Origin of the sequence: Stutzerimonas balearica DSM 6083 (assembly GCF_000818015.1) — a bacterium.
In the GTDB taxonomy this organism is placed as follows: domain Bacteria; phylum Pseudomonadota; class Gammaproteobacteria; order Pseudomonadales; family Pseudomonadaceae; genus Stutzerimonas; species Stutzerimonas balearica.
On the sequence record NZ_CP007511.1, the window covers coordinates 1,232,711 to 1,256,910 of the forward strand.

Below are 24,200 nucleotides of genomic sequence, written 5' to 3' on the forward strand. Positions count from 1 at the left end.
AGGAAGCGGTGAACGCACTCGCTCACGCGGTTGCCCCGATGGCCCAGGCAGGGCCGACAGTGGCGCTTGGTTTCAGATTCTATTCGCCGGTCGGCGGTCTCGAAGCCGCGGGCTGCCTGGAGACGATCGACCAGCCGGCCGGCGACGCAGGCGAGGCGCTCGGCGCGGCCCTGCATGACGCCTTCGGCCGGGCCCGGGCTGCCGGGCTCGACAACCCGACCGCCGTCGGTGTGATCCCCTTCGACAAGACGCAGCCCTCGCGGCTGTTCATTCCCGAACATCTGGTCAGGCTACCGCCGAGCCCCGCGCCGACGGCAGTCTGCGGCTTGCCCTGCGGGCAGCCGCGCAGCTGCCAGGCGCAGCCCGATCGCGCCGGGTTCGAGGCCGGCGTGCGCCAGGCGCTCGAGCACCTGCAGCGCGGCACCTTGAGCAAGACCGTGCTGGCGCGCCTGCTGCGCCTGGAGTTCGAGCGCGCGCCCTGTGTGCCGACGCTGTTCCAGCGCCTGCGCCGGCAGAACCCGGAGGCCTATCACTTCTGCGTCGGGCTGCCCGAAGGCGGTGTGCTGGTCGGCGCCAGCCCGGAGCTGCTGCTGCGCAAGGACGGGCGGCAGGTGCTGACGCATCCGCTGGCCGGTTCGGCACGGCGCCAGCGCGACGTCGATGCCGACGACGCCGCGGCCGATCGCCTGCTGGCCTCGGCCAAGGATCGCCACGAGCATCGCCTGGTCATCGAGCAGATCCGCCGGCAACTGGCACCGCTGTGCGAGCGCCTGGTCATTCCGGCGCAGCCGTCGCTGTTCGCGACGAGCAAGCTGTGGCACCTGGCGACCCGTATCGAAGGCCAGCTGCAGGCCGAGCAGTCGGCGCTGACATTGGCCTGTCGCCTGCACCCGACGCCTGCGCTGTGCGGCTTTCCCACCGACGTCGCCAAGCGTCTGATCGGCGAACTGGAGCCGTTCGACCGCGGCGTGTTCGGCGGCATCGTCGGCTGGTGCGATGCCGCCGGCAACGGGGAATGGGCCGTGGCGATCCGCTGTGGCGTGATCGAGCGGCGCCAGGTGCGGCTGTTCGCCGGCGCCGGCGTGGTCAGCGCGTCCTCGCCGGAACAGGAATGGCAGGAAACCACGACCAAGCTCGGCACCATGCTGGCGGCCTTCGGGCTCGAGGGGGGCGCGGCATGAGCCTGGTGCCCTTCACGCCCTGGCCGCAGGCCTTTGCCGAGCGGTATCGCCGCGCCGGCTACTGGCTCGGCGAGCCGCTCTGCCACCTGCTCAGCCGCCAGGCGCAACAGCGGCCTGCAGCGACCGCGGTGCTCGACGGCGAGCGCCGGCTCAGCTACGCCGAACTCGAGGCGCTGTCCGGCAACCTCGCCCAGCGCCTGGCCAACCAGGGGCTGGGCTGGGGCGACCGCGCACTGGTGCAGTTGGGCAACCAGGCGGAGTTCTATGTGGTGTTCTTCGCCCTGCTCAAGGTCGGTGTGGTGCCGGTCAATGCGCTGTTCAGCCACAACCGCGTGGAGCTCAGTGCCTATGCCGAGCAGATCCAGCCGCGCCTGCTGATCGCCAGCCGCGCGCACCCGCTGTTCGCCGACGACGCCTTTCTCGACGCGCTGATGACGCGGGTGCCGACCCTCGACAGCGTGCTGCTTGCCGGTGCCGACGACGCGATGATCGACCTGCGCGCCTGGCTCGACCCGGTGGTGCCCGAGCGGGCGCCGTGCCCGACGCCGGCCGGCGAGGTCGCGTTCTTCCAGCTTTCCGGCGGCAGCACCGGCACGCCGAAACTGATCCCGCGCACGCACGATGACTACTACTACAGCGTGCGGCGCAGCGTGGAGATCTGCGGCTTCGATGCCGACACGCGCTACCTCTGCGCGCTGCCCGCCGCGCACAACTTCCCGCTGAGTTCGCCGGGCGCGCTCGGTGTGTTCGTTGCCGGTGGCTGCGTGGTGCTTGCGCCCGACCCCGGGCCGGCGACCTGTTTTCCGCTGATTGCGCGGCACCGGGTAAACGTCGCCGCACTGGTGCCGCCGGCCCTGTCGCTCTGGCTGCAGGCCGCGCCACGCCATCGGGCGGAGCTGGCCTCGCTTTCGCTGTTGCAGGTCGGCGGCGCGCGCCTGCCCGAAGCTCAGGCGCGGCAGGTGCCGGAGCGTCTGGGGTGCCGCCTGCAGCAGGTCTTCGGCATGGCCGAAGGGCTGGTGAACTACACCCGGCTGGAGGACGACGACGAACGAGTCTTCGCCACCCAGGGGCAGCCGATGAGCCCGGACGACGAGCTGCGGGTGGTCGATCGCGATGGCCAGCCGGTGCCTCCCGGCGTGACCGGCGCGCTGCTGACACGCGGCCCTTACACCATCCGTGGCTACTTCCAGGCGCCCGCGCACAACGCCAGCGCCTTCGATGCCGAGGGCTTCTATCGTTCCGGCGACCTGGTGCAGCAGCGGGCCGACGGCTATCTGGTGGTGGTCGGGCGCATCAAGGACCAGATCAACCGCGGCGGCGAAAAGATCGCGGCCGAAGAGGTGGAAAACCTGCTCCTGGCCCATCCGGCCGTCACCCATGCGGCGCTGGTCGCCATGCCCGACGAGGCCATGGGCGAGAAGAGCTGCGCATTCATCGCCAGTACCGACCCTGCGCTCAAGGGCTCACAACTGCGCCGCTTCCTGCGTGAGCAGGGGCTGGCCGACTACAAGCTCCCCGACCGCTTCGAGCGCCTCGCAACCTTGCCCACCACGGCGGTGGGCAAGCTCGACAAGACCCAGCTGCGCCGGCTGCTCGCTGCCCGGCGTTGTACCCCCGAATAAGGATTTCGTTGATGGCCATTCCCTCGCTCATGCCCTATGCCGTGCCTACCGAATGGGCGGCCAACCGCGTCGACTGGACGCTGGAACCGGCGCGCGCGGCGCTGCTGATTCATGACATGCAGGACTACTTCCTCGACTTCTGGGGCGCGGACAGCCCCTTCGTCGCCGCATTGGTCGAGCGCCTGGCGGCGCTGTGCGCGCATTGCCGGGCGCTCGGCATTCCGGTGATCTACACCGCGCAGCCGGGCGAGCAGGCGGCCGCCGACCGCGCGTTGCTCAACGACCTGTGGGGCCCGGGCCTGACGCGTGCACCCACGCGCCAGGGTATCGTCGCCGGGCTGGCCCCGCAGGCCGGCGATACGGTGCTCGCCAAGTGGCGCTACAGCGCCTTCCAGCGCTCGCCGCTCGAGCACCTGCTCGCCGAGCTGCGTCGCGACCAGCTGATCATCGGCGGCGTCTATGGCCACATCGGCTGCCTGATGACCGCCTGCGACGCCTTCATGCGCGACGTGCAGCCCTTTCTCCTGGCCGATGGCATCGCCGACTTCAGCGCGGCCGAGCACCGCATGGCGCTGGACTATGTCGCCGGGCGCTGCGGCAAGGTGCTCGCCTGCCGCGAAGTGCTGAGCCTCGGCAGCAGGGGCGCATTCAGTCGCGAGGCGCTGCAGGCGCGCCTGCTCGAGCTGCTCGATGAGGTGGACGAGCCGTTCGATGCCGATGCCAACCTGCTCGACTATGGGCTCGATTCGATTCAGGTCATGACCCTGCTCAGCGAATGGCGCGAGCGCGGCCTGGAGCTGACCTTCACCGACCTGGCGCGCACGCCGACGCTCAATGGCTGGTGGGCGCTGATCCAGGCGCAGGGAGGTGCCGCATGATTGCGCTCGGCGTGCCGCAGCAGGGGCTCTGGTCGGCCTACCTGCTGAACGAGGACCGGGCGATGTTCAACACCGCCGAGTGCATCGCCTTTGCCGGCAAGGTGCGGACCGAGGTCTTGCTCGAGGCGCTGCGGGCGGCGGTGGACGACTGCGAGGCGCTCTGCGGACATTTCGTGCGCAGCGGCGACGCCGCCTTCTTCCAGCCCGCTGCGCTGCCGCTGGAGGTGCAGCGCCTCGCCATCCCTGCCGAGGCGGACGCCGAGGCCTGGGTACGCGCCTGGGCGCTGACCGACATTCGCCGGCCGCTCGAGCTGGAAAGCGGCCGGCCGTGTCGCTTCGCCCTGCTGCAGGGTGAGGCGGGCGACTACCTCTACAGCTGTGTGCACCACATTGCGCTCGACGGTTACGGCAGCAACCTGCTGTTCCAGCGCATTGCCGAGCACTATGACGCGCGGCTGCGCGGCGTAGCGGTACCGGCCAGCCGTTTCGGCCAGCTGGCCGAGGTGCACGCCGAGGAGGCCGCGCGCAGCGCCGGCGGGCAGCTGGAGCAGGCGCGGCACTATTGGTGCGAGCAGCTGGCCGGGCTGCCCGAGCCGGCGAGCTTCAGTGACCGCGTCGCGCCGATCGCCGCGGCCTTCCTGCGTCACACGCAACGCCTTCCCGCGCCGCTCTGGGAAGGGTTGCAGGCCTACGCCGCGGAACAGGGCATCGGCTGGGCCGATCTGTTGCTGGCCGTGCTCGCCGCCCAGCTCGGCCAGGCCAGCGGCAGCCCGGTGCAGGTACTGGGCCTGATGGTGATGAATCGCATCGGCTCGGCCTCATGCAACGTGCCCAGCATGCAGATGAACATCGCGCCGCTGGTGCTGGCGCTGCCAGAGACGGCAGACCTGGCAGCCTGTGTGCGCCAGGTCGCCCGGCAACGACGCCGCGACCGCCGTCACCAGCACTATCGCTACGAGGCGTTGCGGCGCGATCTCGGCCGGGTCGGCGGCGAGCAGCGGCTGTTCGGGCCGCTGGTCAACATCATGCCGTTCGACCGCCCGCTGCAATACGGCGACCTGGCTGCGCGGACGCTGAACCTCAGTGCCGGCCCGGTCGAAGACCTCACCCTGGAAGTGCTGGTGGGCGCCGACGGCGTGCCGGAGTTCGCCTACGACGCCAACCCCGCCTGCTATTGCCAGGCTCAGCTCGGCGAGCTGCAGGACGAGCTGTTCGGCCTGTTGGCTTACTGGCTGAGCGAGCCGCAGCTGGCGCACGGAGAGGCCCTGCAGCGCTTCTTCGCCGCGCGCCGTGCCGGGCACCTGTTGTGCGCGCCGGCTGACGAACGTGCCGCGCTCGATGCCGCGCTGCCGGTGCTCGATGCCGTGCGCGGGCAGGCGCAGGCCGCCCCCGGGCGCATCGCGCTGGAGCAGGGCGACGTGCGCCTGACCTACGCCGAGCTGCTGGCAAGGAGCGAGCAGGTCGCTGCGGCGTTGCAGGCGGCGGGCGTGCAGCCGGGCGAGCGGGTCGGGGTGATGCTCTCGCGCACCCCGGCGGCCATCGTCGCAACGCTGGCGGTGATGCTCGCCGGCGCCGTCTATGTACCGCTCGATCCGGCGCAGCCTGACGAGCGCCAACGGCTGATCTGCTCGGCGGCAGCGCTCGCGCGGGTCGTGACCGAAGCGGCTTACCAGCACCGCCTGGCCACGGTCTTCGACGGCCCCATCGACCTCTTCGGGCCGCTGGCCGAGGGTGGGCGGCGCCCGCTCGCCCCGGCCGCGAGCGAACTGGCCTACCTGATGTTCACCTCCGGCTCTACCGGCACGCCCAAGGCGGTGGCCGTAGGGCACCCTGCGCTGGCGAGCTTCGTGCAGGGCGCGCGCCTGCGTTATGGCATCCAGGCCGGCTTGCGCGTCTTGCAGTTCGCGCCGTTCAACTTCGACGCCAGCATCGAGGAGATCTTTGTCAGCCTCGCTGCCGGCGCCACGCTGGTGCTGCGCGACGACGCCCTGCTCGAATCGGTCGGCGCCTTCGTCGAAGGGCTCGAAACGCTGGCGATCGATGTTGCCGACCTGCCCACGGCCTTCTGGAACGAATGGGTGGTCGCCCTGCGCAGCGGCCAGGTCGGCGTGCCGGCCGCGCTGTCGACACTGATCATCGGTGGCGAGGCGGTGCACCCCGAACAGCTGGTGGCCTGGCAACAGGTGGCGGGCGGGCGCGTCCGGCTGATCAACACCTATGGCCCGACCGAGGCCACGGTGGTGGCCACCAGCTGTGATCTGCAGGGCTACCCGGCCGACGGCTCGGCCTTGCCCATCGGCTATCCGCTGGCCGCTGTTGCGGCGTTGGTGCTCGAGCGCGGGAATCGTCCGGCTGGCGAGGGCGAGCTGGTGCTGTGTGGTGCCCAGCTTGCCGAGGGCTACCTGAACAGCGACTCGCCGGCGTTCGGCGAGCTGCACATCGGCGATCGGCCGCAGCGCGTATATCGCACCGGCGACCGTGTGCGGCGCGTCGGCGAACGGCTGGTTTACCTCGGCCGGCTGGACAACGAATTCAAGATCAGCGGATACCGCATCCAGCCCGGCGAGGTGGAGGCGGCGCTGCTGGCGCTCGACGGTGTCGACGAGGCCTGCGTGATCGGCCTCGAACTCGAAGGCGGGTTGCGTCGCCTGGTGGCTTTTGTCGGCGGGCCATGCGACGACCTGCGCGGCCTGCGCCGGGCGCTCGCCGGGCGCCTGCCGGCGGCAATGGTGCCGAGCGACTGGCGTCACTACCGGCTGCTACCGCGCACGGCCAGCAACAAGCTCGATCGCCGGCGCTTGCGTGCCGACTACCTCGAAGGCGCGCGTGGCGAGACGCTCGACGATGCCACCCAGCGCCGGGTCGCGGCGATCTGGCAGCAGATCCTCGGCGTCGGCGGCCTCGGCGTGCAGGACAACTTCTTCGAGCTCGGCGGCCAGTCGTTGCAAACCATCCAGATCGTCAATCGCCTGGCCGCCGAGTTCGGCATGGCGGTCAAGGTTTCGGATGTCTTTGATCACCCGGTGCTGGGCGACTTCTGCCGGTTCCTCGATGGCCGCCTGCGACAGCCCGAGGAGCAGGTGGAGCTGGTCTGGTGAAGGAGCGCCGCGCATGAACGAACGGATGGATTTCACGGGGCGCCGCATCTGGGTCACCGGTGCCGGCCGCGGCATCGGTCGCGCCGTGGCCGAGGGCTTTGCCCGCCTGGGCGGCGAGGTCGAGGGCTTCGACCTGGCGTTTCCCGAGGCCGGTTATGGCTTCGCCACCTATCGGCTCGACGTCGGCGATCCGCAGGCGGTGCAACAGACCTGCCGGGACCTGCTCGGTGAGCGCGAGGGCATCGACGTGCTGGCCAGCGTCGCCGGCATCCTGCGCCTGGGTGCGCTCGAGGCCCTGAGCCTGGAGGACTGGGATGACTCGCTGCGGGTCAACCTCAGCGGGCCGTTCTACTTGCTGCGCGAGTTGATGCCACGTTTCAAGGCCCGCGGCCGCGGCGCCGTGGTGGCGGTCAGCAGCAACGCGGCGCGCGTGCCACGCATGCAGATGGCCGCCTACGCCGCCTCCAAGGCGGCGCTGACCAGCCTGGTGCGCACCGCCGGCCTGGAGCTGGCGCCGCACGGCGTGCGCTGCAACCTGGTCTCGCCAGGTTCGACCGATACCCCGATGCAGCGGGCCATGTGGCCCGACGACCGCGGCCGGGCCCGGACGATCGCCGGCTTTCCCGAGCAGTTCAAGCTGGGCATCCCGCTGCAAAAGATCGCCACGCCCGAGGAAGTGGCCCACGCGGTGCTGTTCCTCGCCTCGGAACTCGCCAGCCACATCACCCTGCAGGACATCGTCATCGACGGCGGCGCCACCTTCTAGGAGACCTCATGCAAGAGAACATCGTCGGGCTGCTCAAGCACCTGCAACGAAACGGCGTGCAACTGGCGCTCAATGCGCAGGGCCAGTTGGTCTCGCAATCGGCGCGCGAGGCAATCACCGCCGAGCTGGGCGAACTCATCCGCCGCCATCGCGACGCCATCGTGCGCTGCCTGCGGGCGCGCCAGGCGTTCGAGGCGCCGATCGCCGCGCGCGGAGCCACTGGTGGGCCGTTGTCCTCGTCACAGAGCGGGTTGTGGTTCATCGAGCAGTACGAGGAGCGCTCGCACCTGTACAACATGCCGGTGTTCTTTCGTCTGCGCGGCGCGCTCGATGTGGCGGCGCTCGCGTTTGCCTTCGATGCACTGGTTGCCCGTCATGCCAGCCTGAGGACGCGCTTCGTGCGCGACGAGGCCGGGCACGGCCGGCAGGAGATCCTGCCGCACCGCGGTTTCGCCTTGCAGCAGGAGGATTACCGCGCGCTGCCCGAAGCGGTTCGCGAGGCGCGGGTCGCCGAGCGGGTGCGGGCGGAAATCGAGCGGCCGTTCGACCTCGCCAGTGGCGAGCTGACCCGCGTACACCTGCTGCGCCTGGCCGAAAGCGAGCATGTGCTGCTGATCAACCAGCACCACATCATCTCCGACGGCTGGTCGGTGAAGAATCTCTTCGCCGAGCTGAAAACCGCGTTTCTCGCCTATCAGAACCGCGAGCCGTTGAGCTGGAGCGAGCCGGCGCTGAATTTCATCGACTACGCGCACTGGTTCAATTCGCCGAGCTTTCGCCAATACCACGATGAATACCGCGCGTTCTGGGTCGAGCGCCTGCAGGGCATCCCCGAGGTGCACAGCCTGCCGCTCGATCACCCACGCCCGGCGCGCCAGGGCAGCGCCGGGGCCGTGGTCTTCAGCCGCCTGGACAACGCCCGCTGGGCGCGCTGGTGCGCCCTGTGCCGGCGCTACAACACCTCGCCGTTCATTGGCCTGCATGCGCTGTTCGCCCTGTTGCTGGCGCGCCACAGCGGCGAGCGCGACATCGTCGTCGGCACGCCGCTGGCCTACCGTGAACGCCCGGAAATCGAGGGGCTGCTGGGCTTTTTCGTCAACACGCTGGTGTTGCGCACCCGCTTGCCGGAGCGCCAGCGCTTCTGCGATTACCTGCTGCAATGCCGGGAAGACGATCTGGCTGCCTTCGACCACCAGCTGTTCCGCTTCGAGGCGCTGATCGAGGCGCTGGGGCTGGCGCGCCACACGGCGATCAATCCGGTCTTCCAGATCATGCTGGTGTACCAGGCACGGGTGGATTTCGACGACCTGATCCCCGGTTGCAGCGCGCTGGAGGAAACCTCTCCGGCGCTGCCGGCCAAGACCGATATTTCGGTCAAGGTGACCGAGCTGATGGACGAGGTGCGCATCGACTGGCTTTACGCCACGGCGCTGTTCGAACGCGCCACCATCGAAGACTATGCCGCGCGGCTGCTGTGCCTGCTCGATGCGGTGCTGGAAGACCCCGAGGCCGATATCTGGCGCCTGCCGATGACCCGCGCGGCGGATCTGGCCGCGCTCGACGCCCGCGTGCAGGCATTGCCCAGAGGCTACCCGGCAGGCCAGACCGCGCTGGGCGCGTTCGAGGCGAGGGTGCGCGCGCAGCCGGATGCGCCAGCCCTGTTCGCTGGCGAGCCGATCAGCTATGCCGAGCTGGATGCGCGAGCCGGCCGGCTGGCGCACTGGCTGGTCGGGCAGGGCGCCGCGGGGCGTCGGGTCGGCATCCTGGCACGTCGCGAGAACGCCTTTGCCGAAGCGCTGCTGGCGGTCTGGAAGGCGGGGGCGGCCTATGTGCCGCTCGACCCTGCGCAGCCGGCCGAGCGCATCGCTCATATCGTCGCCGACGCCGAGCTGGCCCTGGTGCTTGGCACCGGCGAGGCGGTGTTCCCGTCCGTCGCGGTGCGTTGGGTCGACATTGGCGCGCCGGCCCTGCTGGCCCAGCTGGCGAGCTATCCGTCTCGTTCGCCAGCGCTCGAGGCGGACCCGCAGGCGTTGGCGCAGGTGATCTACACCTCCGGTTCCACCGGCCAGCCGAAGGGCGTGATGATCGAGCACGGCGCCTTGCTCAATCTCTTGCGCGATCACGGCCGGCGCCTGCAGATCGGCCCCGGCGACCGCATGCTCGACTGCATGTCGCTGTCCTTCGACGCCGGCAACATGTGTGCGCTGCTGCCGCTGGTGCACGGCGCGGCGTTGCTCTGGGCCGAGCCGGACGAGCGCCTGCTCGATGCCATCGCGGCGAGCCGCGCCACGCACATGATTTTCGCCACCGCCGTGCTCGCAGCCTTGCCCTACAGACGCTTGCCCACGCTAAAGGCCGTGGGCTTCGGCGGCGAGGCGTGCCCGGCCGCGCTGGTCGAGCGCTGGGCCGGGGAGTTCCGCCTGATCAACATGTACGGGCCGACCGAGGCGACCGTCACGGCGTTGACCTGCGAGTTGGCTGTGGGCGCGCGGCCGAGCATCGGCCAGCCGATCGACGGCATGCAGGCGCTGATTCTCGACGAGCAGGGCCAACCCTGCCCGCCGGGCGTGCCTGGCGAGCTGTGCCTGGCCGGGCTGGGCCTGGCCCGCGGATATCTGAACCAGCCGCAGCGCACGGCGCAGGCGTTTCGCATGCATCGGCTCGCCGGTCGTGAGGTGCGGCTGTACCACAGCGGCGACCGCGCACGGCAACGAAGCGATGGATGCTTCGAGTACCTCGGGCGGCTCGACGAGCAGATCAAGCTGCGCGGCTATCGCATCGAGCCTGGCGAGATCGAGGCGCAACTGACTGCCGCCTGCCCGGCCCTGCGGCAGGTCAAGGTGGTGCTGGCCGGAGAAGGGCGGCGCCAGGCGCTGGTGGCCTACGCGGCGGTCGATGCCACGCAGCGCCCGTCGGCCGATGCGCTGTTGCAGGACGTGGCGCGCCGTCTGCCCGACTACATGGTGCCGGCGCGCCTGGTGTTGCTCGAGCAGCTGCCGCTGACCGCCAACGGCAAGCTGGACGGGCGTCGCCTGCCCGCCGTCACGCTCGACACCGAGCCGGCGGTGCCAGCGGCCGGCGCGCTGGAGGCCGAGGTACTCAGGCTCTGGCAAACGGTGCTGGAGCGCCCCTGCGGCGTGGAGTGCGACTTCTTTGCCCTCGGTGGCGACTCGATTCTGAGCATCCAGCTGACTACCCGCCTGCGCGAGGCTGGGCATGCCTGCAGCGTGCGCGAAGTGTTCGAGGCGCGCACGGTACGGCGACTGTGCCGCGTGCTGGGGCAACCGCGCGAGGTGCAGGCGGTGGTCGCCGAACAGGGCGTGCTCGATGACCAGCCCTTTGCCCTGCAGCCGATTCAGCAGTGGTTTTTCGAGCAGCCCTTCGCCTCGCCCCAGCACTGGAACCAGGGCGTGGTGGTCAGCCTGCCGGCGGCAGTCGGCGTCGCCGAGCTGATGGACCTGATGCGAGCCCTGCTGCAGCAACACGATGCGCTGCGCCTGGCGGTCACTCCGGACGGGCAGCGTTACCTGCCGCATGTACCGCTTCGGCGCCCGGCCGAGCTGGACGCCGCCGAGCTCGGTGCGGAAGGCTTGCAGGCGGCCCTTAGTGCGCTGCAGAGCCGGATGCAGCCCGAGCAGGGGCGCACCTTGGCCTGGGCGCTGATCGAGCAGCTGCCCGGTGGCGGCCGCGGGCTGTTCGTCGCCTTTCATCACCTGGTGATCGATGCCGTGTCCTGGCGCATCCTGCTCGACGACCTGGCTCGCCTGGCCCGCGGCGAAGCGTTGCCGCCGAAGACCAGCAGCTACCGCCAGTGGGGCCGAGCGCTGGAGGCCTATGCGCAGCGTGCCGAACATCAGCTCGACTACTGGCGTGCCCTGGTCGCGGGCATGCCACGCCAGGCGCCCCCCGGCTGGCCCCGTACCACGCAGGCGCAGCAGCATGCGCTCAGGCTCGATGCGGCGCTCAGCGCGCGGCTGAGCCGGGACATCGCGCGCCGCCACGGTGCCGACCTGCGCGAGCTGCTCCTGGCGGCGCTGACCCGGACCCTGCATGAGCTGGGCTTCGGGCCTCGGCAGTGGATCATGCTCGAGGGCCACGGGCGCGAACCCATCGACCCGAGCCTGGACCTCAGCCGTACCCTGGGCTGGTTCACCAGCCAGTTTCCCGTCGCCCTCGACGACCGGCCGGACTGGGCGGCGCTGGTTGCCGAGGCGGTGGCCTGCGTGCGCGCGGTGCCTGACAAGGGCGTGGGCTATCTGCCGCTGCGCCAGCGCTGGCGCGAGACGCTGCCCTTGCCGCTGATCGCGCTCAACTACCTGGGCAGCTACGGTAGCGGTGGCGGCGACTGGCAAGCGCTGCCGCTGGCGCCGGGGCGGCCGAGCGCTACGGACAACCCGTCGGCCGAGCTGGTCAGCCTGCATGGCGGCCTGTTCGATGGCTGTCTGGTGCTGCGGCAGATCGGTTGCCTGCAGGCGGAGGCGAGCGAGCGCCTGCTCGATCGTCTGCGCGGCAATCTGCTGGCGCTTGCCGAGTCCGAGGAGCCGTCCCATGCCTGTGCTTGAGCGGCAATTCAGCGAGCGCTTCCTGCACAGCGCCGGCCGCCCGGCCCTGGGCTGCCTGGGCGCCTGCTTCAGCTATGCCGAACTACAGGCGCGAGTGGCCGCCATCGCCGTGCAGCTGCGCGGGTGCGGGTTGGTGGCCGGTGATCGCGTCGGCCTGCATCTGGCGCGCTCGCCCGACCTGGTCGCCGCCGTGCTGGCCTGCCTGCGCGAAGGGTTGTGCTTCGTCCCCCTGGAGCCGGAATTCCCGTTGCGCCGGCTGCACGCCATCGCCACCGAAGCGCAACTGGCGCTGGTGCTGCAGGACGAGCCAGTGGCATTTCCGGTGCCGACCTGGCGGCTGCGTCCGGGGCTGTCGGGCGAACTGGAATGGCCCGAGCAGGACGAGGGGCTGCCGGCCTACATGATGTTCACCTCTGGCTCGACCGGCCGGCCCAAGGGTGTGGTCATCGGCCGCGCCGCGCTGGCCGGTTTCCTCGATGCGGCGACGCGGCGCATCGACCTGTCGCCTGCCGCGCGCTGGCTGTTCATCACCACGCCGGCGTTCGATATCTCGCTGTTGGAGATGCTCGGCCCGCTATGGGTCGGCGGCTACGTGGAGGTGGCCTGTGCGCCCGGAAACAAGGACCCGGTCGCGCTGGCCGCGCTGCTAGCCGCGCGCAGTGACCTCGACGTGTTGCAGGCCACCCCGGCGTTCTGGCGGATGCTGTTGGCGGCGGGCTGGCCGGGCAACCGGCGGCTGCTGGCGCTCTGCGGTGGCGAGGCCCTGGACGCGACCCTGGCCGAGCGCCTGGCCGGCTGTGTCGGGCAGCTGTGGAACTGCTACGGGCCGACCGAAGCAACGGTCTGGTCGATGATGGCCAGGGTCGAGTCGCCACCGGCCACCGGCGGCGTGCCCCTGGCCGGCACGCTCGACGGCTATGGTCATCTGGTGCTCGACGAGGCCGGCTGCGAGGTGCAGATCGGCGACGAAGGTGAACTGTGCATTGCCGGTCGCTCGCTGGCCGAAGGCTATTGGGCGCGCGACGAACTCACTGCCGCCGCCTTCATCGATCACGCGGGGCGGCGGCTGTATCGCACCGGCGACCGCGTGCAATGGCTCGGTGCGGACCGTTTCGCCTATCGCGGCCGCCAGGACGACCAGATCAAGTTGCGCGGCTTTCGCATCGAACTCGGCGAGGTCGAGGCCGCATTACGGGCAATTGCCGGCGTTCGTGACGCGGCGGTGAGGCTGCTCGGCCGCGGCGAACAGGCCGGGCTGGTCGCTTACGTGGTGCCGGTGGCGGGCGCTGAACTCACGCGGGTTGGCATTCGCCGGGCGCTGCTGCAGCAGCTGCCGGCCTATATGGTTCCGGCGAAGATCATGCTGCTCGACGACCTGCCGAGAACGGCCAGCGGCAAGATCGATCGCAAGCGCCTGCCGGAACAAGTATGAGAAGAAGAAATCGAGGCGGAGCCGAACTGGCGGCGCCCGCCTCGATGACGTGGTCGTTCGGCCTGGCTTCGAGGCGCGTTCGGGCGTCAGACGAAGGCCGGTCTCGGCGCGCCGTCTTGAGCCGCCAGGCGCGCGGCCTCACGGTTGGCGTCCAGCGCAAGCCAGTCGGAAACCAGGGCCGGCACATCCTTCTTCATACCAAGGATCTGCATATCGCGACAGCTTGTCCGAAAGGTCAAGAACTAAGGGGGCGCAATGAGTACTGGCTATTAGCGCAAATCCCTCGCCGTCTAAATTACCTTCCAATGTCTGATCATGCCTATCGTGAAGCAGATACCGTAGGCCGGCAAAGGGGCGGCCATCTCCGTGTTCATCTACCAATCGAAAGCTGACCTTGTGATTCTGTAGCGGACATTCGAGGCCCTCCTTGGCCGTGCTATTCATCCCTGTTTACTCCTTGCAGTTTGGGTATACGGTGCAATCTAGGCCGTTCATTTTGAATTTTTTAAATACAGGTGGTTTTTGGCATCGTTGCCATCCTGTTTTGGGTAGGCAGGGCTTCCATCCTGTTGGCGTATTTATCCAAGTGTTTTTCCGAGATGGGCGCTCCGCTGAGTTGACTTTAAATGACAGCTGAACATGTTTTGCTGGAAGTTCAAGGCGGGGTAAATACGCCCCTGCATTTTCGCAGATCAGCAGTTTGCTGATCTCGCCTTGTCTGGATTGCGCTCTACTAAGTTGAAAGAGCCATGTACATTCCGCCGTCTTGCTCAATGTACCGCTTGCGTCGAAGCCTGGAGCGCCCTCAGGCAAGGTGTCGACCAGTAACAGGCCACCGTTGTCATAGGTGCGCTGCCAATCCTTGTCGCCGTAGCGACCGTGAATGAACAGACCGACGCGTGCCAGCTGCATTGCGCAGAGGCCATCGCGGTAGCTGACCGGGATCCGGAATCGATACGCGTGAGGTGTGTCTTCGAAGTCGCGCTGGAAGGAACGCGTCTGGCTACGGCCATCGCAGCCGTTGGTGACGCTGTAATGGGCCTGCGCCTTTATTGCGAAGTCGGCAGGAAGTTGGCCTTCTAGCGTGAAACTCTGGCCTGTAAGCGGGGCGAGCGAGCCGCAGCCGGAGAGAAAACTGGCGAGCAGGCCAATTGTCAGCAGGTCCGGTATAGGGCGGTGTATAGGGGGCTGACGGGTGCTGTTGGTTTTTTTCATCCGTGATCACTCTGTACAGTTTGGGTAAACGGTGCATTCACGGTTATTCATCCTGAATTTTCGAAAGAGGGGGCGTGCTGTACACAGTTCTTCGTAATGTGTGCCCCATCGTCCAGTGCAGGGTTTCCAGCCGTGTGATGTTTCTAACCAGTACCCTCGCAAATAAGGTTTTTCTTTAGTGTTGGTTTCTATGTTGAGCTTAACGGTTTTGTTAGTTAATTCACTATATTCCAGGTAGGCTCCTGCGTTATTGCAACTCAATAGTTTGCTTACTTCGCCCTTTCTGGAGCGCGCCTTGCTTAGTTGAAAGAGCCATGTGCACTCCGCCGTTTTGCTCAAGGTGCCGCTCGCGTCGAAGCCTGGAGCACCCTTGGGCAAGGTGTCGACCAGTAACAGGCCACCGTTGTCATAGGTGCGCTGCCAATCCTTGTCTCCGTAGCGACCGTGAATGAACAGACCGACGCGTGCCAGCTGCATTTCGCAGAGGCCATCGCGGTAGCTGACCGGGATCCGGAATCGATACTCATGAGGCGCGTCCTCGAAGTCGCGCTCGAAGGAGCGTGTTTGACTGCGGCCTTCGCAGCCATTGGCCACGCCGTAATGTGCTTGGGCCCTGATTGCGAAGTTGGCGGGCAGTTGGCCTTCGAGCGTGAAGCGGTTGCCAGTAAGCGAGGCGCAGCCGGCTAGCATGCTGTAGCTCAGGCCGATTACGAGTAGTGAATGGACATGGCGGAGGGGGTTTGGCGAGACTGGCCGCGGTTTCGGTGCGACGGCAGTATTGATTAGATCCGAAGTTACGCGACGAATCTCCTGCTCGTATTGATTGAAAAAATATGGAGAGTACTGGCGCTGTGTGCCTGTTGATCGACAGGAGATCCACAACATATTAAAAAAGAAGTAACCCGTCTCGATGATGCTTATTGTCATCCCTGATTATTCCGTGCAGTTTTGATAGACGGAGCATTCCCGGCTTTGCATTTTAAATTTTTGGAAGGTTGGTGGGCTTTGACAGCTTTGCCAACCTAGTTTAGGCAGGCAGGGCTTCCAGCCTCCGCGAGTTTTTATCCAGGTGTTAACTTTTGCTGGTTCTTCGTTCTGGCTTAACTTAAATGACAAGCTAACAATTTTGTCCGGTAATTCGCTTGTAACTAGGAATGCGCCGGCGCCTTTGCAAGATAGTAATTTGTCAATTTCGCCCTTGCGCGATATCGCCGTGCTCATTTTGAACAGCCATGTGCACTCCGCCGTTTTGCTCAAGGTGCCGTTCGCGTCGAAGCCTGGAGCACCCTTAGGTAAGGTGTCGATCAGTACCAGGCTGCCGTTGTCGTAGGTGCGCTCCCAATCCTTGTCTCCATAGCGACCGTCAATGTACAGGCCAACACGCGCCAGCTGCATTTCGCAGAGGCCATCGCGGTAGCTGACCGGGATCCGGAATTGATACGAGTGAGGTGTGTCTTCGAAGTCGCGCTCGAAGGAGCGTGTTTGACTGCGGCCGTCGCAGCTATTGGCCACGCCGTAATGTGCTTGCGCCCTGATTGCGAAGTTGGCAGGTAACTGGCCTTCGAACGTGAAGCTGTCGCCTGAGAATGAGGGCAGCGTTCCGCAGGCGGTGAGCAAGCTGCCGATTAAGCTGGCTACGAGCACGTGTCGGAAAGGGGGGGACATATGCAGAGTTTTCGTATAAGTGACCAGGTTTCTGTGCTCGCGGCTATCTTTAAATTGCCTAATAGTTATGTGCAGTTTGGATAAAAAATGCATTCATGGCCGTTTAGCTGGAATTTTTTAAAATTTGGGGTGGCTTGGCAGCGTTCTGACTGCTCGGTCCCCTTGCATGGGCGCCAGCCATTATCTGTTTTTATCCACCTGCGGTTAACTGATGGCTCTTCTTCTGCGTTTACGGTGAAAATCAGGCGAACCATTTTGTTAGGGAGATCATTGCTTGCTAAGTAAGCTCCCGCATTTTTGCAGTTCAGCAATTTACTGATCTCGCCTTCTCTAGAACGGGCTCTGCTGAGTTGAAAGAGCCATGTACATTCCGCCGTCTTGCTCAATGTACCGCTCGCGTCGAAGCCTGGAGCGCCCTTAGGCAGGGTGTCGACCAGCACCAGGCCGCCGTTGTCGTAGGTGCGCTGCCAATCCTTGTCGCCGTAGCGACCGTGAATGAACAGACCGACACGCACCAGCTGCATTTCGCAGAGGCCCTCGCGGTAGCTGACCGGGATCCGGAATCGATACTCATGAGGCGCGTCCTCGAAGTCGCGCACGAAGGAGCGTGTTTGACTGCGGCCGTCGCAGCTATTGGCCACGCCGTAATGTGCTTGGGCCCTGATTGCGAAGTTGGCGGGCAGTTGGCCTTCGAGCGTGAAGCTCTCGCCTGCAAGGGGGGCGAACGAGCCGCAGCCGGCGAGGAGGCAGGCGACTAGGCCGATGGTCGTCAACTGCGGGGCATGGTGGGTCATGGGTGACTTGGCTCCAGGCGGGCGACCGATCTCTGGCAGCGATCGAAGTGTTGCGCGGGGGACTCGGTGGCTTGAGGCGTCCAGAACGGTTGCGCTGCCAGGGCTGGCTGCACGCGGCACTGCAGCAGGAAGCGTTGCTGCTCGGGCGTGTGCCATCCCCACTGCTCGGCCTGGGTCAATTGCTCGTCGAGCCAGTCATCCAGCATGACCTGCTCGGCCAGCGTCGTGGTATGGGCGGGGTGCTCCTGCCAGAGCCACTGCAACAGGTTGTGATGGCGGATTTGCCGCGAGACGTCCGCGGGCTCTGGGAGTTCGAGCCAGGGTATTGCGAACGGGGCGGGGCAGGGGCCGGGGCTGGGGTTGTCGAATGTCGTCCACGCGTGTCCGTCCCAGCACAGTGCGCTGGCTAGCGGTCCCAGCAGCGGAGCGCGCTGTTCGGGTGCCAGGGCGCCGAGGTGTCGGGCGATGACGCGGTTGTCCTGAAACCGGTACAGGGCACGCTGGCCTTGGTCTTCGATCAGCATGCGTGCCTGCCAGTGGTCCTGCAGGGTGTGAAGGTCGATCCGGTCGGCACTGGCCAGCCACCCCCAGTTGCGTTCCGGGGCATCGAGCAGCGGCTGGAGTGCAGCGACGTCCGCTTCGCTCAGCTGGATCAGCCAGGGACCGGCGTCCGCCAGGTCGGCGAATGCGGTGCCTCTGTATAGGTTGAGGTAGTCGTGCATCAGGTCGGCCGCGAACAGCTCCCTGATGGGGTCGGGTTCCGCCAGGCTGTCGACGATCAACAGCAGTTGCCGTTGTTGCTGCTGTTGTTCATCCAGCCACCGATCCACGTAGTCGTTCATCGGGCCGCTCCCGTGTCGCAAAGGCCTTCGCGGCACGCCTCGCAGAGCGGGCAGCGGCTGGCGCCGAGCTGGCGGGCCTTGCGGGCGATCTGCAATTGGGCATTGGCCAGTGCGAGCTTCGGACGAGCGCCGGCCTGGTCCGTATCGGCGGCGTTGGGCCTTGCGGGAGCCTGTACCTGGATGCCTGCGCCTTTCCCGGCGGCACCGCCGAAGTTCATCCGGATGGTCGAGCCGCTTAGCGTCACCCCGCTGGGGTCGAGCTTGAGAAAGCTGCCGCCGCCTGAGGCGCTGAGTTCTATGCCGGCGTCGATGACGACCTTGCTGCCGGCGTAGTAGTGAATCTCGTTGCCGGCTTCGACGAATTGCCCGGCGCCGATCTTCAGGTGCTGGCTGTTACCGATGGTGAGATGGTCGTTGGCGCGGACTTCGGTCTTGCGGTCGGCGTGGGTGGTGCGGTGTTCTTCGGCCTTGAACTCGCTGTGGCTGTTGGCCTCGACGGTGTCGTGGCGTTCGTGGCCGACGCGGATCTTCTGGTCGTGCTCGATGTTCTCGTCCCAGTCGCGCTGGGCGTGGAGGTAGATCTGCTCTTGGCCCTTACGGTCTTCGATGCGCAGTTCGTTGTAGCCGCCACCGCCGGGTGAGCTCAGCGTTTTGAACACGGTGCGGGTCTTGTTCGCCGGCAGCTCGTAGGGCACGACGTGCTCGGCGTGATACAGGCAGCCGGTCACCAGCGGTTGATCGGGATCACCTTCGAGAAAGGTCACCAGTACTTCCATGCCGACCCGCGGAATCGCGATGCCGCCGTAGCGGTCGCCGGCCCAGCTGGAGGAGACGCGCAGCCAGCAGCTGGTCTTGTCGTCGGCCTGGCCTTCGCGGTCCCAGTGGAACTGGACCTTCACCCGGCCGTACTCGTCGCAGTGGATCTCTTCGCCGGCAGGTCCCGTGACGACGGCGGTCTGGCTGCCGAGGACCTTGGGTTTCGTGTGGCGCAGGGCCGGACGGTAGGGAACGGTCCAGGGCGTGGCGGTGAAGTGGTTGCGGTAACCCTGGTGGAACTCGGTGGCGGCCAGTTTCCCCTCACCCCAGCCCTCTCCCCGGCGGGGAGAGGGGGTTGCACTGTGCAAGTTGGGCGCGCTGGTGATCGATTCCTCCAGCACCTGCGGCTGCTTGCCTTCGTGGAGCACCTCGTCCAGCAGCCAGAGCTGGTTCCAGTCGGCCCTCGGATGCTCGGTCAGCTCGAGGAAGTGACCGCTGACCAGCGAGGGCTGATCGCTCTCGCCCTCGGCCCGTTCGTAGTCGTGGCGGTGGCGTTCCAAGGCGCGTTGGGCCAGGTGCTTGCCGCGGCTGCGGTCGACGAAGCGGCCGGGGTAGTCGTAATCCTCCAGGTCCGGCTGGAAGTCACTCTGAAAGGCGGCCTCCATGGTCAGGCGCGGTTTCTCGAAGTCGTAATCCCGACGGGTCACGCGGCTGGTGCGAGTCTCCAGGCGCAGGCCGAAGCGCTTGACGACCGGCTGATCGGCGACCAGCCCGGAATCCTGCTGATAGGCCACTGGCGCCAGCGTGGGGAACACCGTCTGGTCGTCGCCGAACACCAGCACATGGCCGTCGGCGCTGTGCTGGAAGTGATAGTGGATGCCTTCCTCTTCGCAGATGCGCTGGATGAAATGCAAGTCGCTCTCGTCGTACTGCACGCAGTACTCGCGTTCGGGATAGACCACCGGGCCGAGGTCGAAGCGATGGCCGACGCCGGCGAGGATGCCGTACTCCTCGAGCACCCGGGCGACGATCTGCGGCACGGTCAGGTGCTGGAAAATGCGCTGGTTGCTGCGGTGTGCGAGGTAGGCGAGCTGCGGCACCAGTGTCAGGCGATAACGGGTCAGGCGCCGGCCGGACTCACCCTGGGCGATGCGATGGACCAGGCCGTGAATGCCGCCGCCGTCCGGGGCGAAGGCGAGAAACGCCGGCTGATGCAGCAGCGACTCCAGCTCCAGGTCGGGGCGTTCGCTGACCAGTTCGACCTCGAAGGCGAAGGGCGTCGAGAGCGCCTCGCGGCCGCGGAATTCGAGCACCTGCAGGTCATGCTCGACAGGCAGCTGCAGGCTGAAATGGGGGTGGTTGGCCGGGTTGAACATTCCTTGTTCCTCCGTCAGTCCGTTGAGCGGTAAGCGGCCAGCTTTTTACGGCGGGACGGCAGCGGCAGAGCGTACCGGTCGAGGTTTGCGCGGCTCCCGCAGGCCGATCCGTGACCTGTCGCACAAAGCCAGGGCTGTCACCGGCCCGCCGATGCATCCTCGACTGGCTGGGCGTCCTCCTTGCCGAGCAGAGTCTCGACGTCTTCGATCACCTGCAGGGCAGCCAGCGGACCGCCGACAGAGGTCCACAGCGAACCGTCGACCGTGCCGAAGCGCTTTGCCTGGATCGCCGTCAGCCGCCCGAAGGCAGGCGTCCGCTCGGCCTGGCGCATGGCTTCTACCGCCTCGCCGCGGGTGGCAAGGGTACCGATGACCAGCCAGTCGGCGTCGAGCAGTTCTAGCGATTCCAGGCTGAGGGCCATCGAGTGTGTATGGCCGGCGTCCTGTTGGTGCGCCGGGCGACGCAGGCCGAGGTCTTCGATGATGGTGCTGGCGAAGGCATCCTTGAACATGTACGACGGGCCCTTGGGATTCCAGCGCACGATGCTGACGGTTTCGCCCTGGTGCGCCGCGAGCCTGGCGCGTGCCTCGGCGACCCGCGCATCGTAGCGCGCCAGCGCCGCCCGACCCTCGGCCTCGCGCCCGAGGATGCTGGCGGTGCGCCGCATGCTCTGTTGCCAGGGCTCACCCCAGCTGTAGCTGACCACGGTAGGGGCGATTTCGTTGAGCAGCGCCAGCTGTTCGGGCTTGGCCGGCCCGGTGAGGATGAGGTCCGGCTGCAGCTCGAGCAGCGTTTCCAGATTCGGGTTGTCCAGTTCGCCGACCGTGGGCAGCTCGGCCGGCAGCCTGTCGCTCAGATAGCGCGGCGCCGCGGCCTGGCCGCGACCGTTGCTGGTGCCCACAGGTGTAAGGCCCAGGCTCAACGTCGTGTCCAGATCGATCTCGCTGAGGGTGACGATACGTTCAGGGCGATCGGGTACCTCGATCTGGTTGCCCAGCGCATCGGTGACCTGTCGGGCCTGGGCGGGCAGGGCGAGCAGGCCGGCGAGCAGCACGGTGACGAGATACGGGAGCGGGTGGTGCTTCATGGCAGCGGTTCCTCTTCTCTTGCAGGTTCCAGGGTGGCTTCGGTGCGCGCTGCCGTGCCGCGCCGCCGACGCGGCACGATCACCGGTGCGCCGTCGTCTGGCGCGGGCACCACGTCGACATCGGTGCCGTAGAGGCGATCGATCAGTGCCTTGGTCATCACTTCGCGGGCCGGGCCGATGGCTTGGATACGGCCGTCGGCCAAGGCGATCACTTCGTCGCAGTAGCGCGCGGCGACACCCAGGTCATGGATGACGATGAGCACGGTGCGCCCGGCCGCGGCGATGCCGTGCACGGCCTCCATCACCTCGGCCTGGTGGCCGATATCCAGTGCGCTGGTGGGCTCGTCGAGCAGGATCAGGTCGGTGTTCTGCGCCAGGATCATCCCCAGCCAGGCGCGCTGCGCCTGGCCGCCGGAGAGCGAAGCGGCGCTGCGCTGCCAGATCGGCGCCAGCTGCATCGCCTCGCGGGCACGCGCGACCTGGCGGGCGTCTTCTTCGCTCCACTGGTTGAACCAGCCCTGATGCGGGTGGCGACCGTACTGCACCAGTTGTTCGACGCGAATCCCTTCGACCATGACCGGCCGCTGCGGCAGAAAGGCCAGTTGCCGGGCCAGGGCCTTGGTCGAATAGCTCGCCAGTGGCTTGTCGTTCACCCGAACCTCACCGCGCTGCAGGGGCAACTGGCGGGCCAGCAACTTGAGCAGGGTGGACTTGCCGCTGCCGTTCGGGCCGACGATACCGATCAGCTTGCCGCGTGGCAGGCTGAATGACACATCGTCGAGCACCGCTTTATCGCGGTAGGCGAAGTGCAGGTGGTGTGCGTGGAGAATCGTCATCAGTCGGACTCGCGTCTGTCCCTGAGCAGCAGGCCCAGCAGCAACAGGCCACCGAGCATGCGGGTCATGGTTCCGGTCGGGATTTCTTCAGGCTGCGCCAGCAGACGCACCAGGGTGTCGCTGCCCAGCAACAGTAGGGCGCCACACAGTGCGGCCAGCCAGATCGGCGCGAGATTGCCGCGCGCCAGCCAACTGGCCAGGATCGGCGCAGCCATGGCGATGAATACCACCGGTCCGCCGATCGCGGTGCCCAGTGCTGCCACCAGAATGGCTAGGCCAAGCACGCCGAGCTGGATCAGCGGCACGCGAACGCCAAGGTTCTGCGCGGTGGCGTCGCCGAAGCGCAGCAGCGCCAGTGGCCGTGCCAGCCAGGCCATCAGCGGGCACAGCGCAAGGAGAAGCGCGGCGATGGGCAGCACGGTGCGATAGCCGGTGCCGGCGAAATGGCCCATCGACCAGAGATAGATGCTGCCCAGGTGCACCAGGGGCCGGGTGGACATGGCGAAGTCGCCGATGGCACCGAGCAACTCGGAGACGGCAATGCCGATGATGATGAACAGGTAGCCCTGTTCGCCGGGGCGGCGACAGAGGGTGAAGAGCGCGGCCGCCGCCAGCAGTGCCCCCAAGGGTGACGCCCACCACGGCCAGTCGCCGAGGGTGAGGTAAAGGGCGAAGCCGATCACGGCGAGCGAGGCGCCTTCATTGACGCCGACCATGTCCGGCGTGGCCAGGCGGTTGCGCACCAGGGTCTGGATCAGGCAGCCGGCCATGCCCATTGCCAGCCCGGCAACGATGGCGGCGGCCACGCGCGGCAAGCGAATCTTGAACAGCAGGATTTCCTGCATCCGGCTGCCCTGGCCCAGCAGCGTCGCCAGCGCCTCGCGCGGGCCGAGCTGACCGCTGCCCAGGCTGAGGGCGAGCAGCGCCAGGCCAGCGAGCAGGGCCAGGATCGCCAGCGTCAGCAGCCAGCTGCGGCGATGCAGCAACACGTTGATGGAGGCGATGCGCGGGTTCCAGGTGCCGGTCGGCGCGGGCAGGCGGGACATGGCTTTACCTCACCGTGAGCAAAGAACGGAAACCGCCACGCAGCACGATGGCGATCAGCGCCGGCGCGCCAAGGGCGGCGAGCAGCGTGCCCACCGGCAGCTCGAACGGCTGGATCAGCCAGCGCGCCAGGACGTCTGCGGCCAGTAGCAGGAGCATGCCGAACAGCGTCGAGAACAGCAGTTGGCGCAGCAGTGCCACCGGCTCGAGCAGACGTGCGCAGTAGGCGGCGAGGAAACCGAGAAAGCCGATCGGCCCGGCCAGCGAGATGGCGCAGGCGGTCAGCAGGGTCGAGGCGAGCAGCACGCCCAGCCGTACCCAGGTGGTGGAAATGCCCAGCGCGCGGGCCTGGCTGTCGCCCATCTGCATCAGCGTCAACTGCCGGCAGAGCAGCGCGGCCAGTGCCAGGCCGGCGGCCGCGAAGGGCGCCACGACCGAGACGGCCTGCAGGCTGGTGGCCGACAGCGAGCCGAGGTTCCAGAAGCGGAACTGCTCCAGCGCCACGCGGGTGGACAGCAGCAGGTAGTTCGACAGGCCGCCGAATACCGCGCCCAGCGCCACGCCGGCGAGGATCAGCTTGAGCGGGCTGGCCTGGCCGAGCAGCAGGCCAACGCCGAGCACCACCAGATTGCCGGCCAGGGCGCCGGCGCCGGACCACAGCAGGTAGCCCTGGGTGGATTCGACGCCGAAGTAGATCAGGCCCACTACCAGGCCCAGCACCGCGCCGGCGTTGACGCCCAGGAGGCCGGGTTCGGCCAGCGGATTGCGCGTCGCGCTCTGCAGCAAGGAGGCGGCGATCGCCAGGCTGCCGCCGACTACCAGCGCGCCCAGGGTGCGCGGCAGGCGCAGGCTGTCGACGACCATGGCGAGCTTGTCATCGGCCAGCCGCTCGGGTTGGCCGAGCAGATAGCCGAACACCTCGCCGGCACCGTAGACGCCGGCACCGATGCTCAGTGATGCGGCCAGCAGCAACAGCACGAGCCCGGCGGCACAGAGCAGGGCGAATCGCTGGAAGGCGGGCATCGAGTCGGTACGGGTCATCGGG

General features: G+C 67.2%; 18 protein-coding genes. 7 read left to right on the plus strand and 11 right to left on the minus strand.

All coding sequences use genetic code 11. From position 1 onward, the window contains the following. The first annotated feature begins 8 nt into the window (after positions 1 to 8). The 7 genes from CL52_RS05575 to CL52_RS05605 are packed head-to-tail and all read left to right on the plus strand — an operon-like array spanning position 9 to position 13,539. A complete protein-coding gene (locus CL52_RS05575) occupies positions 9 to 1,181 on the plus strand; it encodes an isochorismate synthase (RefSeq protein WP_235366400.1) in 1,173 nt (390 codons plus the stop codon). Then, complete coding sequence (locus CL52_RS05580) at positions 1,178 to 2,803, plus strand: (2,3-dihydroxybenzoyl)adenylate synthase (RefSeq protein ID WP_041107311.1); 1,626 nt, start codon at positions 1,178 to 1,180, stop codon at positions 2,801 to 2,803. Before CL52_RS05575 ends, CL52_RS05580 begins: the two co-directional genes overlap by 4 nt. Positions 2,804 to 2,814: 11 nt before the next feature. Beyond that, positions 2,815 to 3,681: an isochorismatase family protein gene (locus tag CL52_RS05585; RefSeq protein WP_043219022.1), complete on the plus strand. Its 867-nt coding sequence runs from the start codon at positions 2,815 to 2,817 to the stop codon at positions 3,679 to 3,681. Further along, a complete protein-coding gene (locus CL52_RS05590) occupies positions 3,678 to 6,779 on the plus strand; it encodes a non-ribosomal peptide synthetase (RefSeq protein ID WP_043219023.1) in 3,102 nt (1,033 codons plus the stop codon). Before CL52_RS05585 ends, CL52_RS05590 begins: the two co-directional genes overlap by 4 nt. A 13-nt stretch (positions 6,780 to 6,792) precedes the next feature. Beyond that, positions 6,793 to 7,545 carry a 2,3-dihydro-2,3-dihydroxybenzoate dehydrogenase gene (gene dhbA, locus CL52_RS05595; protein ID WP_043219024.1) on the plus strand — a complete coding sequence of 251 codons (753 nt, stop codon included), beginning with the start codon at positions 6,793 to 6,795 and terminating at the stop codon, positions 7,543 to 7,545. Between the two features lie 8 nt (positions 7,546 to 7,553). After that, positions 7,554 to 12,107 (plus strand): non-ribosomal peptide synthetase, encoded by a 4,554-nt coding sequence (locus CL52_RS05600; RefSeq protein ID WP_043219025.1) that lies wholly within the window; start codon positions 7,554 to 7,556, stop codon positions 12,105 to 12,107. After that, the gene (locus CL52_RS05605; RefSeq protein ID WP_043219027.1) at positions 12,094 to 13,539 is read left to right on the plus strand and encodes an amino acid adenylation domain-containing protein; all 1,446 of its coding nucleotides are present in this window, start codon (positions 12,094 to 12,096) and stop codon (positions 13,537 to 13,539) included. The genes CL52_RS05600 and CL52_RS05605 overlap by 14 nt, the downstream gene beginning before the upstream one ends. A gap of 86 nt (positions 13,540 to 13,625) precedes the next feature. On the opposite strand, the gene CL52_RS21605 is transcribed toward CL52_RS05605, so the two are convergent. The 11 genes from CL52_RS21605 to CL52_RS05645 form a co-directional block, all read right to left on the minus strand. Continuing rightward, the gene (locus CL52_RS21605; RefSeq protein ID WP_256363843.1) at positions 13,626 to 13,751 is read right to left on the minus strand and encodes a hypothetical protein; all 126 of its coding nucleotides are present in this window, start codon (positions 13,749 to 13,751) and stop codon (positions 13,626 to 13,628) included. A gap of 238 nt (positions 13,752 to 13,989) precedes the next feature. Further along, the gene (locus tag CL52_RS20585; RefSeq protein ID WP_074519871.1) at positions 13,990 to 14,754 is read right to left on the minus strand and encodes a hypothetical protein; all 765 of its coding nucleotides are present in this window, start codon (positions 14,752 to 14,754) and stop codon (positions 13,990 to 13,992) included. Positions 14,755 to 14,760: 6 nt separating this feature from the next. Then, on the minus strand, positions 14,761 to 15,681 hold the full coding sequence (locus tag CL52_RS20590; RefSeq protein WP_235366401.1) for a hypothetical protein: 921 nt from the start codon (positions 15,679 to 15,681) through the stop codon (positions 14,761 to 14,763). Positions 15,682 to 15,687: 6 nt separating this feature from the next. Then, a complete protein-coding gene (locus tag CL52_RS05610) occupies positions 15,688 to 16,419 on the minus strand; it encodes a hypothetical protein (protein WP_043219028.1) in 732 nt (243 codons plus the stop codon). A gap of 65 nt (positions 16,420 to 16,484) precedes the next feature. Continuing rightward, positions 16,485 to 17,213 (minus strand): hypothetical protein, encoded by a 729-nt coding sequence (locus CL52_RS05615; RefSeq protein ID WP_043219030.1) that lies wholly within the window; start codon positions 17,211 to 17,213, stop codon positions 16,485 to 16,487. Further along, positions 17,210 to 18,055, minus strand: a complete 846-nt coding sequence (locus CL52_RS05620) for a DUF4123 domain-containing protein (RefSeq protein WP_043219031.1) — start codon at positions 18,053 to 18,055, stop codon at positions 17,210 to 17,212. Before CL52_RS05620 ends, CL52_RS05615 begins: the two co-directional genes overlap by 4 nt. After that, positions 18,052 to 20,187, minus strand: coding sequence for a type VI secretion system Vgr family protein (locus CL52_RS05625; RefSeq protein WP_043219033.1), 2,136 nt, complete (start codon positions 20,185 to 20,187; stop codon positions 18,052 to 18,054). Before CL52_RS05625 ends, CL52_RS05620 begins: the two co-directional genes overlap by 4 nt. Before the next feature lie 137 nt (positions 20,188 to 20,324). Beyond that, positions 20,325 to 21,275, minus strand: a complete 951-nt coding sequence (locus CL52_RS05630; RefSeq protein WP_043219034.1) for an ABC transporter substrate-binding protein — start codon at positions 21,273 to 21,275, stop codon at positions 20,325 to 20,327. Continuing rightward, positions 21,272 to 22,111 (minus strand): ABC transporter ATP-binding protein, encoded by an 840-nt coding sequence (locus CL52_RS05635; protein ID WP_041107286.1) that lies wholly within the window; start codon positions 22,109 to 22,111, stop codon positions 21,272 to 21,274. The genes CL52_RS05630 and CL52_RS05635 overlap by 4 nt, the downstream gene beginning before the upstream one ends. Further along, positions 22,111 to 23,157, minus strand: coding sequence for a FecCD family ABC transporter permease (locus CL52_RS05640; protein WP_043219036.1), 1,047 nt, complete (start codon positions 23,155 to 23,157; stop codon positions 22,111 to 22,113). The genes CL52_RS05635 and CL52_RS05640 overlap by 1 nt, the downstream gene beginning before the upstream one ends. Before the next feature lie 4 nt (positions 23,158 to 23,161). Continuing rightward, positions 23,162 to 24,196: a FecCD family ABC transporter permease gene (locus CL52_RS05645; RefSeq protein WP_102847934.1), complete on the minus strand. Its 1,035-nt coding sequence runs from the start codon at positions 24,194 to 24,196 to the stop codon at positions 23,162 to 23,164. Positions 24,197 to 24,200 lie beyond the last annotated feature (4 nt).

Excerpts from the sequence above, each read along its gene's own strand:
- CL52_RS05580 (WP_041107311.1), top strand. The coding sequence starts at position 1,178 with ATGAGCCTGGTGCCCTTCACGCCCTGGCCGCAGGCCTTTGCCGAGCGG.
- CL52_RS05585 (WP_043219022.1), top strand. The coding sequence starts at position 2,815 with ATGGCCATTCCCTCGCTCATGCCCTATGCCGTGCCTACCGAATGGGCG.
- CL52_RS05590 (WP_043219023.1), top strand. The coding sequence starts at position 3,678 with ATGATTGCGCTCGGCGTGCCGCAGCAGGGGCTCTGGTCGGCCTACCTG.
- dhbA (WP_043219024.1), top strand. The coding sequence starts at position 6,793 with ATGAACGAACGGATGGATTTCACGGGGCGCCGCATCTGGGTCACCGGT.
- CL52_RS05600 (WP_043219025.1), top strand. The coding sequence starts at position 7,554 with ATGCAAGAGAACATCGTCGGGCTGCTCAAGCACCTGCAACGAAACGGC.
- CL52_RS05605 (WP_043219027.1), top strand. The coding sequence starts at position 12,094 with ATGCCTGTGCTTGAGCGGCAATTCAGCGAGCGCTTCCTGCACAGCGCC.
- CL52_RS21605 (WP_256363843.1), bottom strand. The coding sequence starts at position 13,751 with ATGCAGATCCTTGGTATGAAGAAGGATGTGCCGGCCCTGGTTTCCGAC.
- CL52_RS20585 (WP_074519871.1), bottom strand. The coding sequence starts at position 14,754 with ATGAAAAAAACCAACAGCACCCGTCAGCCCCCTATACACCGCCCTATA.
- CL52_RS20590 (WP_235366401.1), bottom strand. The coding sequence starts at position 15,681 with ATGACAATAAGCATCATCGAGACGGGTTACTTCTTTTTTAATATGTTG.
- CL52_RS05610 (WP_043219028.1), bottom strand. The coding sequence starts at position 16,419 with ATGTCCCCCCCTTTCCGACACGTGCTCGTAGCCAGCTTAATCGGCAGC.
- CL52_RS05615 (WP_043219030.1), bottom strand. The coding sequence starts at position 17,213 with ATGACCCACCATGCCCCGCAGTTGACGACCATCGGCCTAGTCGCCTGC.
- CL52_RS05620 (WP_043219031.1), bottom strand. The coding sequence starts at position 18,055 with ATGAACGACTACGTGGATCGGTGGCTGGATGAACAACAGCAGCAACAA.
- CL52_RS05625 (WP_043219033.1), bottom strand. The coding sequence starts at position 20,187 with ATGTTCAACCCGGCCAACCACCCCCATTTCAGCCTGCAGCTGCCTGTC.
- CL52_RS05630 (WP_043219034.1), bottom strand. The coding sequence starts at position 21,275 with ATGAAGCACCACCCGCTCCCGTATCTCGTCACCGTGCTGCTCGCCGGC.
- CL52_RS05635 (WP_041107286.1), bottom strand. The coding sequence starts at position 22,111 with ATGACGATTCTCCACGCACACCACCTGCACTTCGCCTACCGCGATAAA.
- CL52_RS05640 (WP_043219036.1), bottom strand. The coding sequence starts at position 23,157 with ATGTCCCGCCTGCCCGCGCCGACCGGCACCTGGAACCCGCGCATCGCC.
- CL52_RS05645 (WP_102847934.1), bottom strand. The coding sequence starts at position 24,196 with ATGACCCGTACCGACTCGATGCCCGCCTTCCAGCGATTCGCCCTGCTC.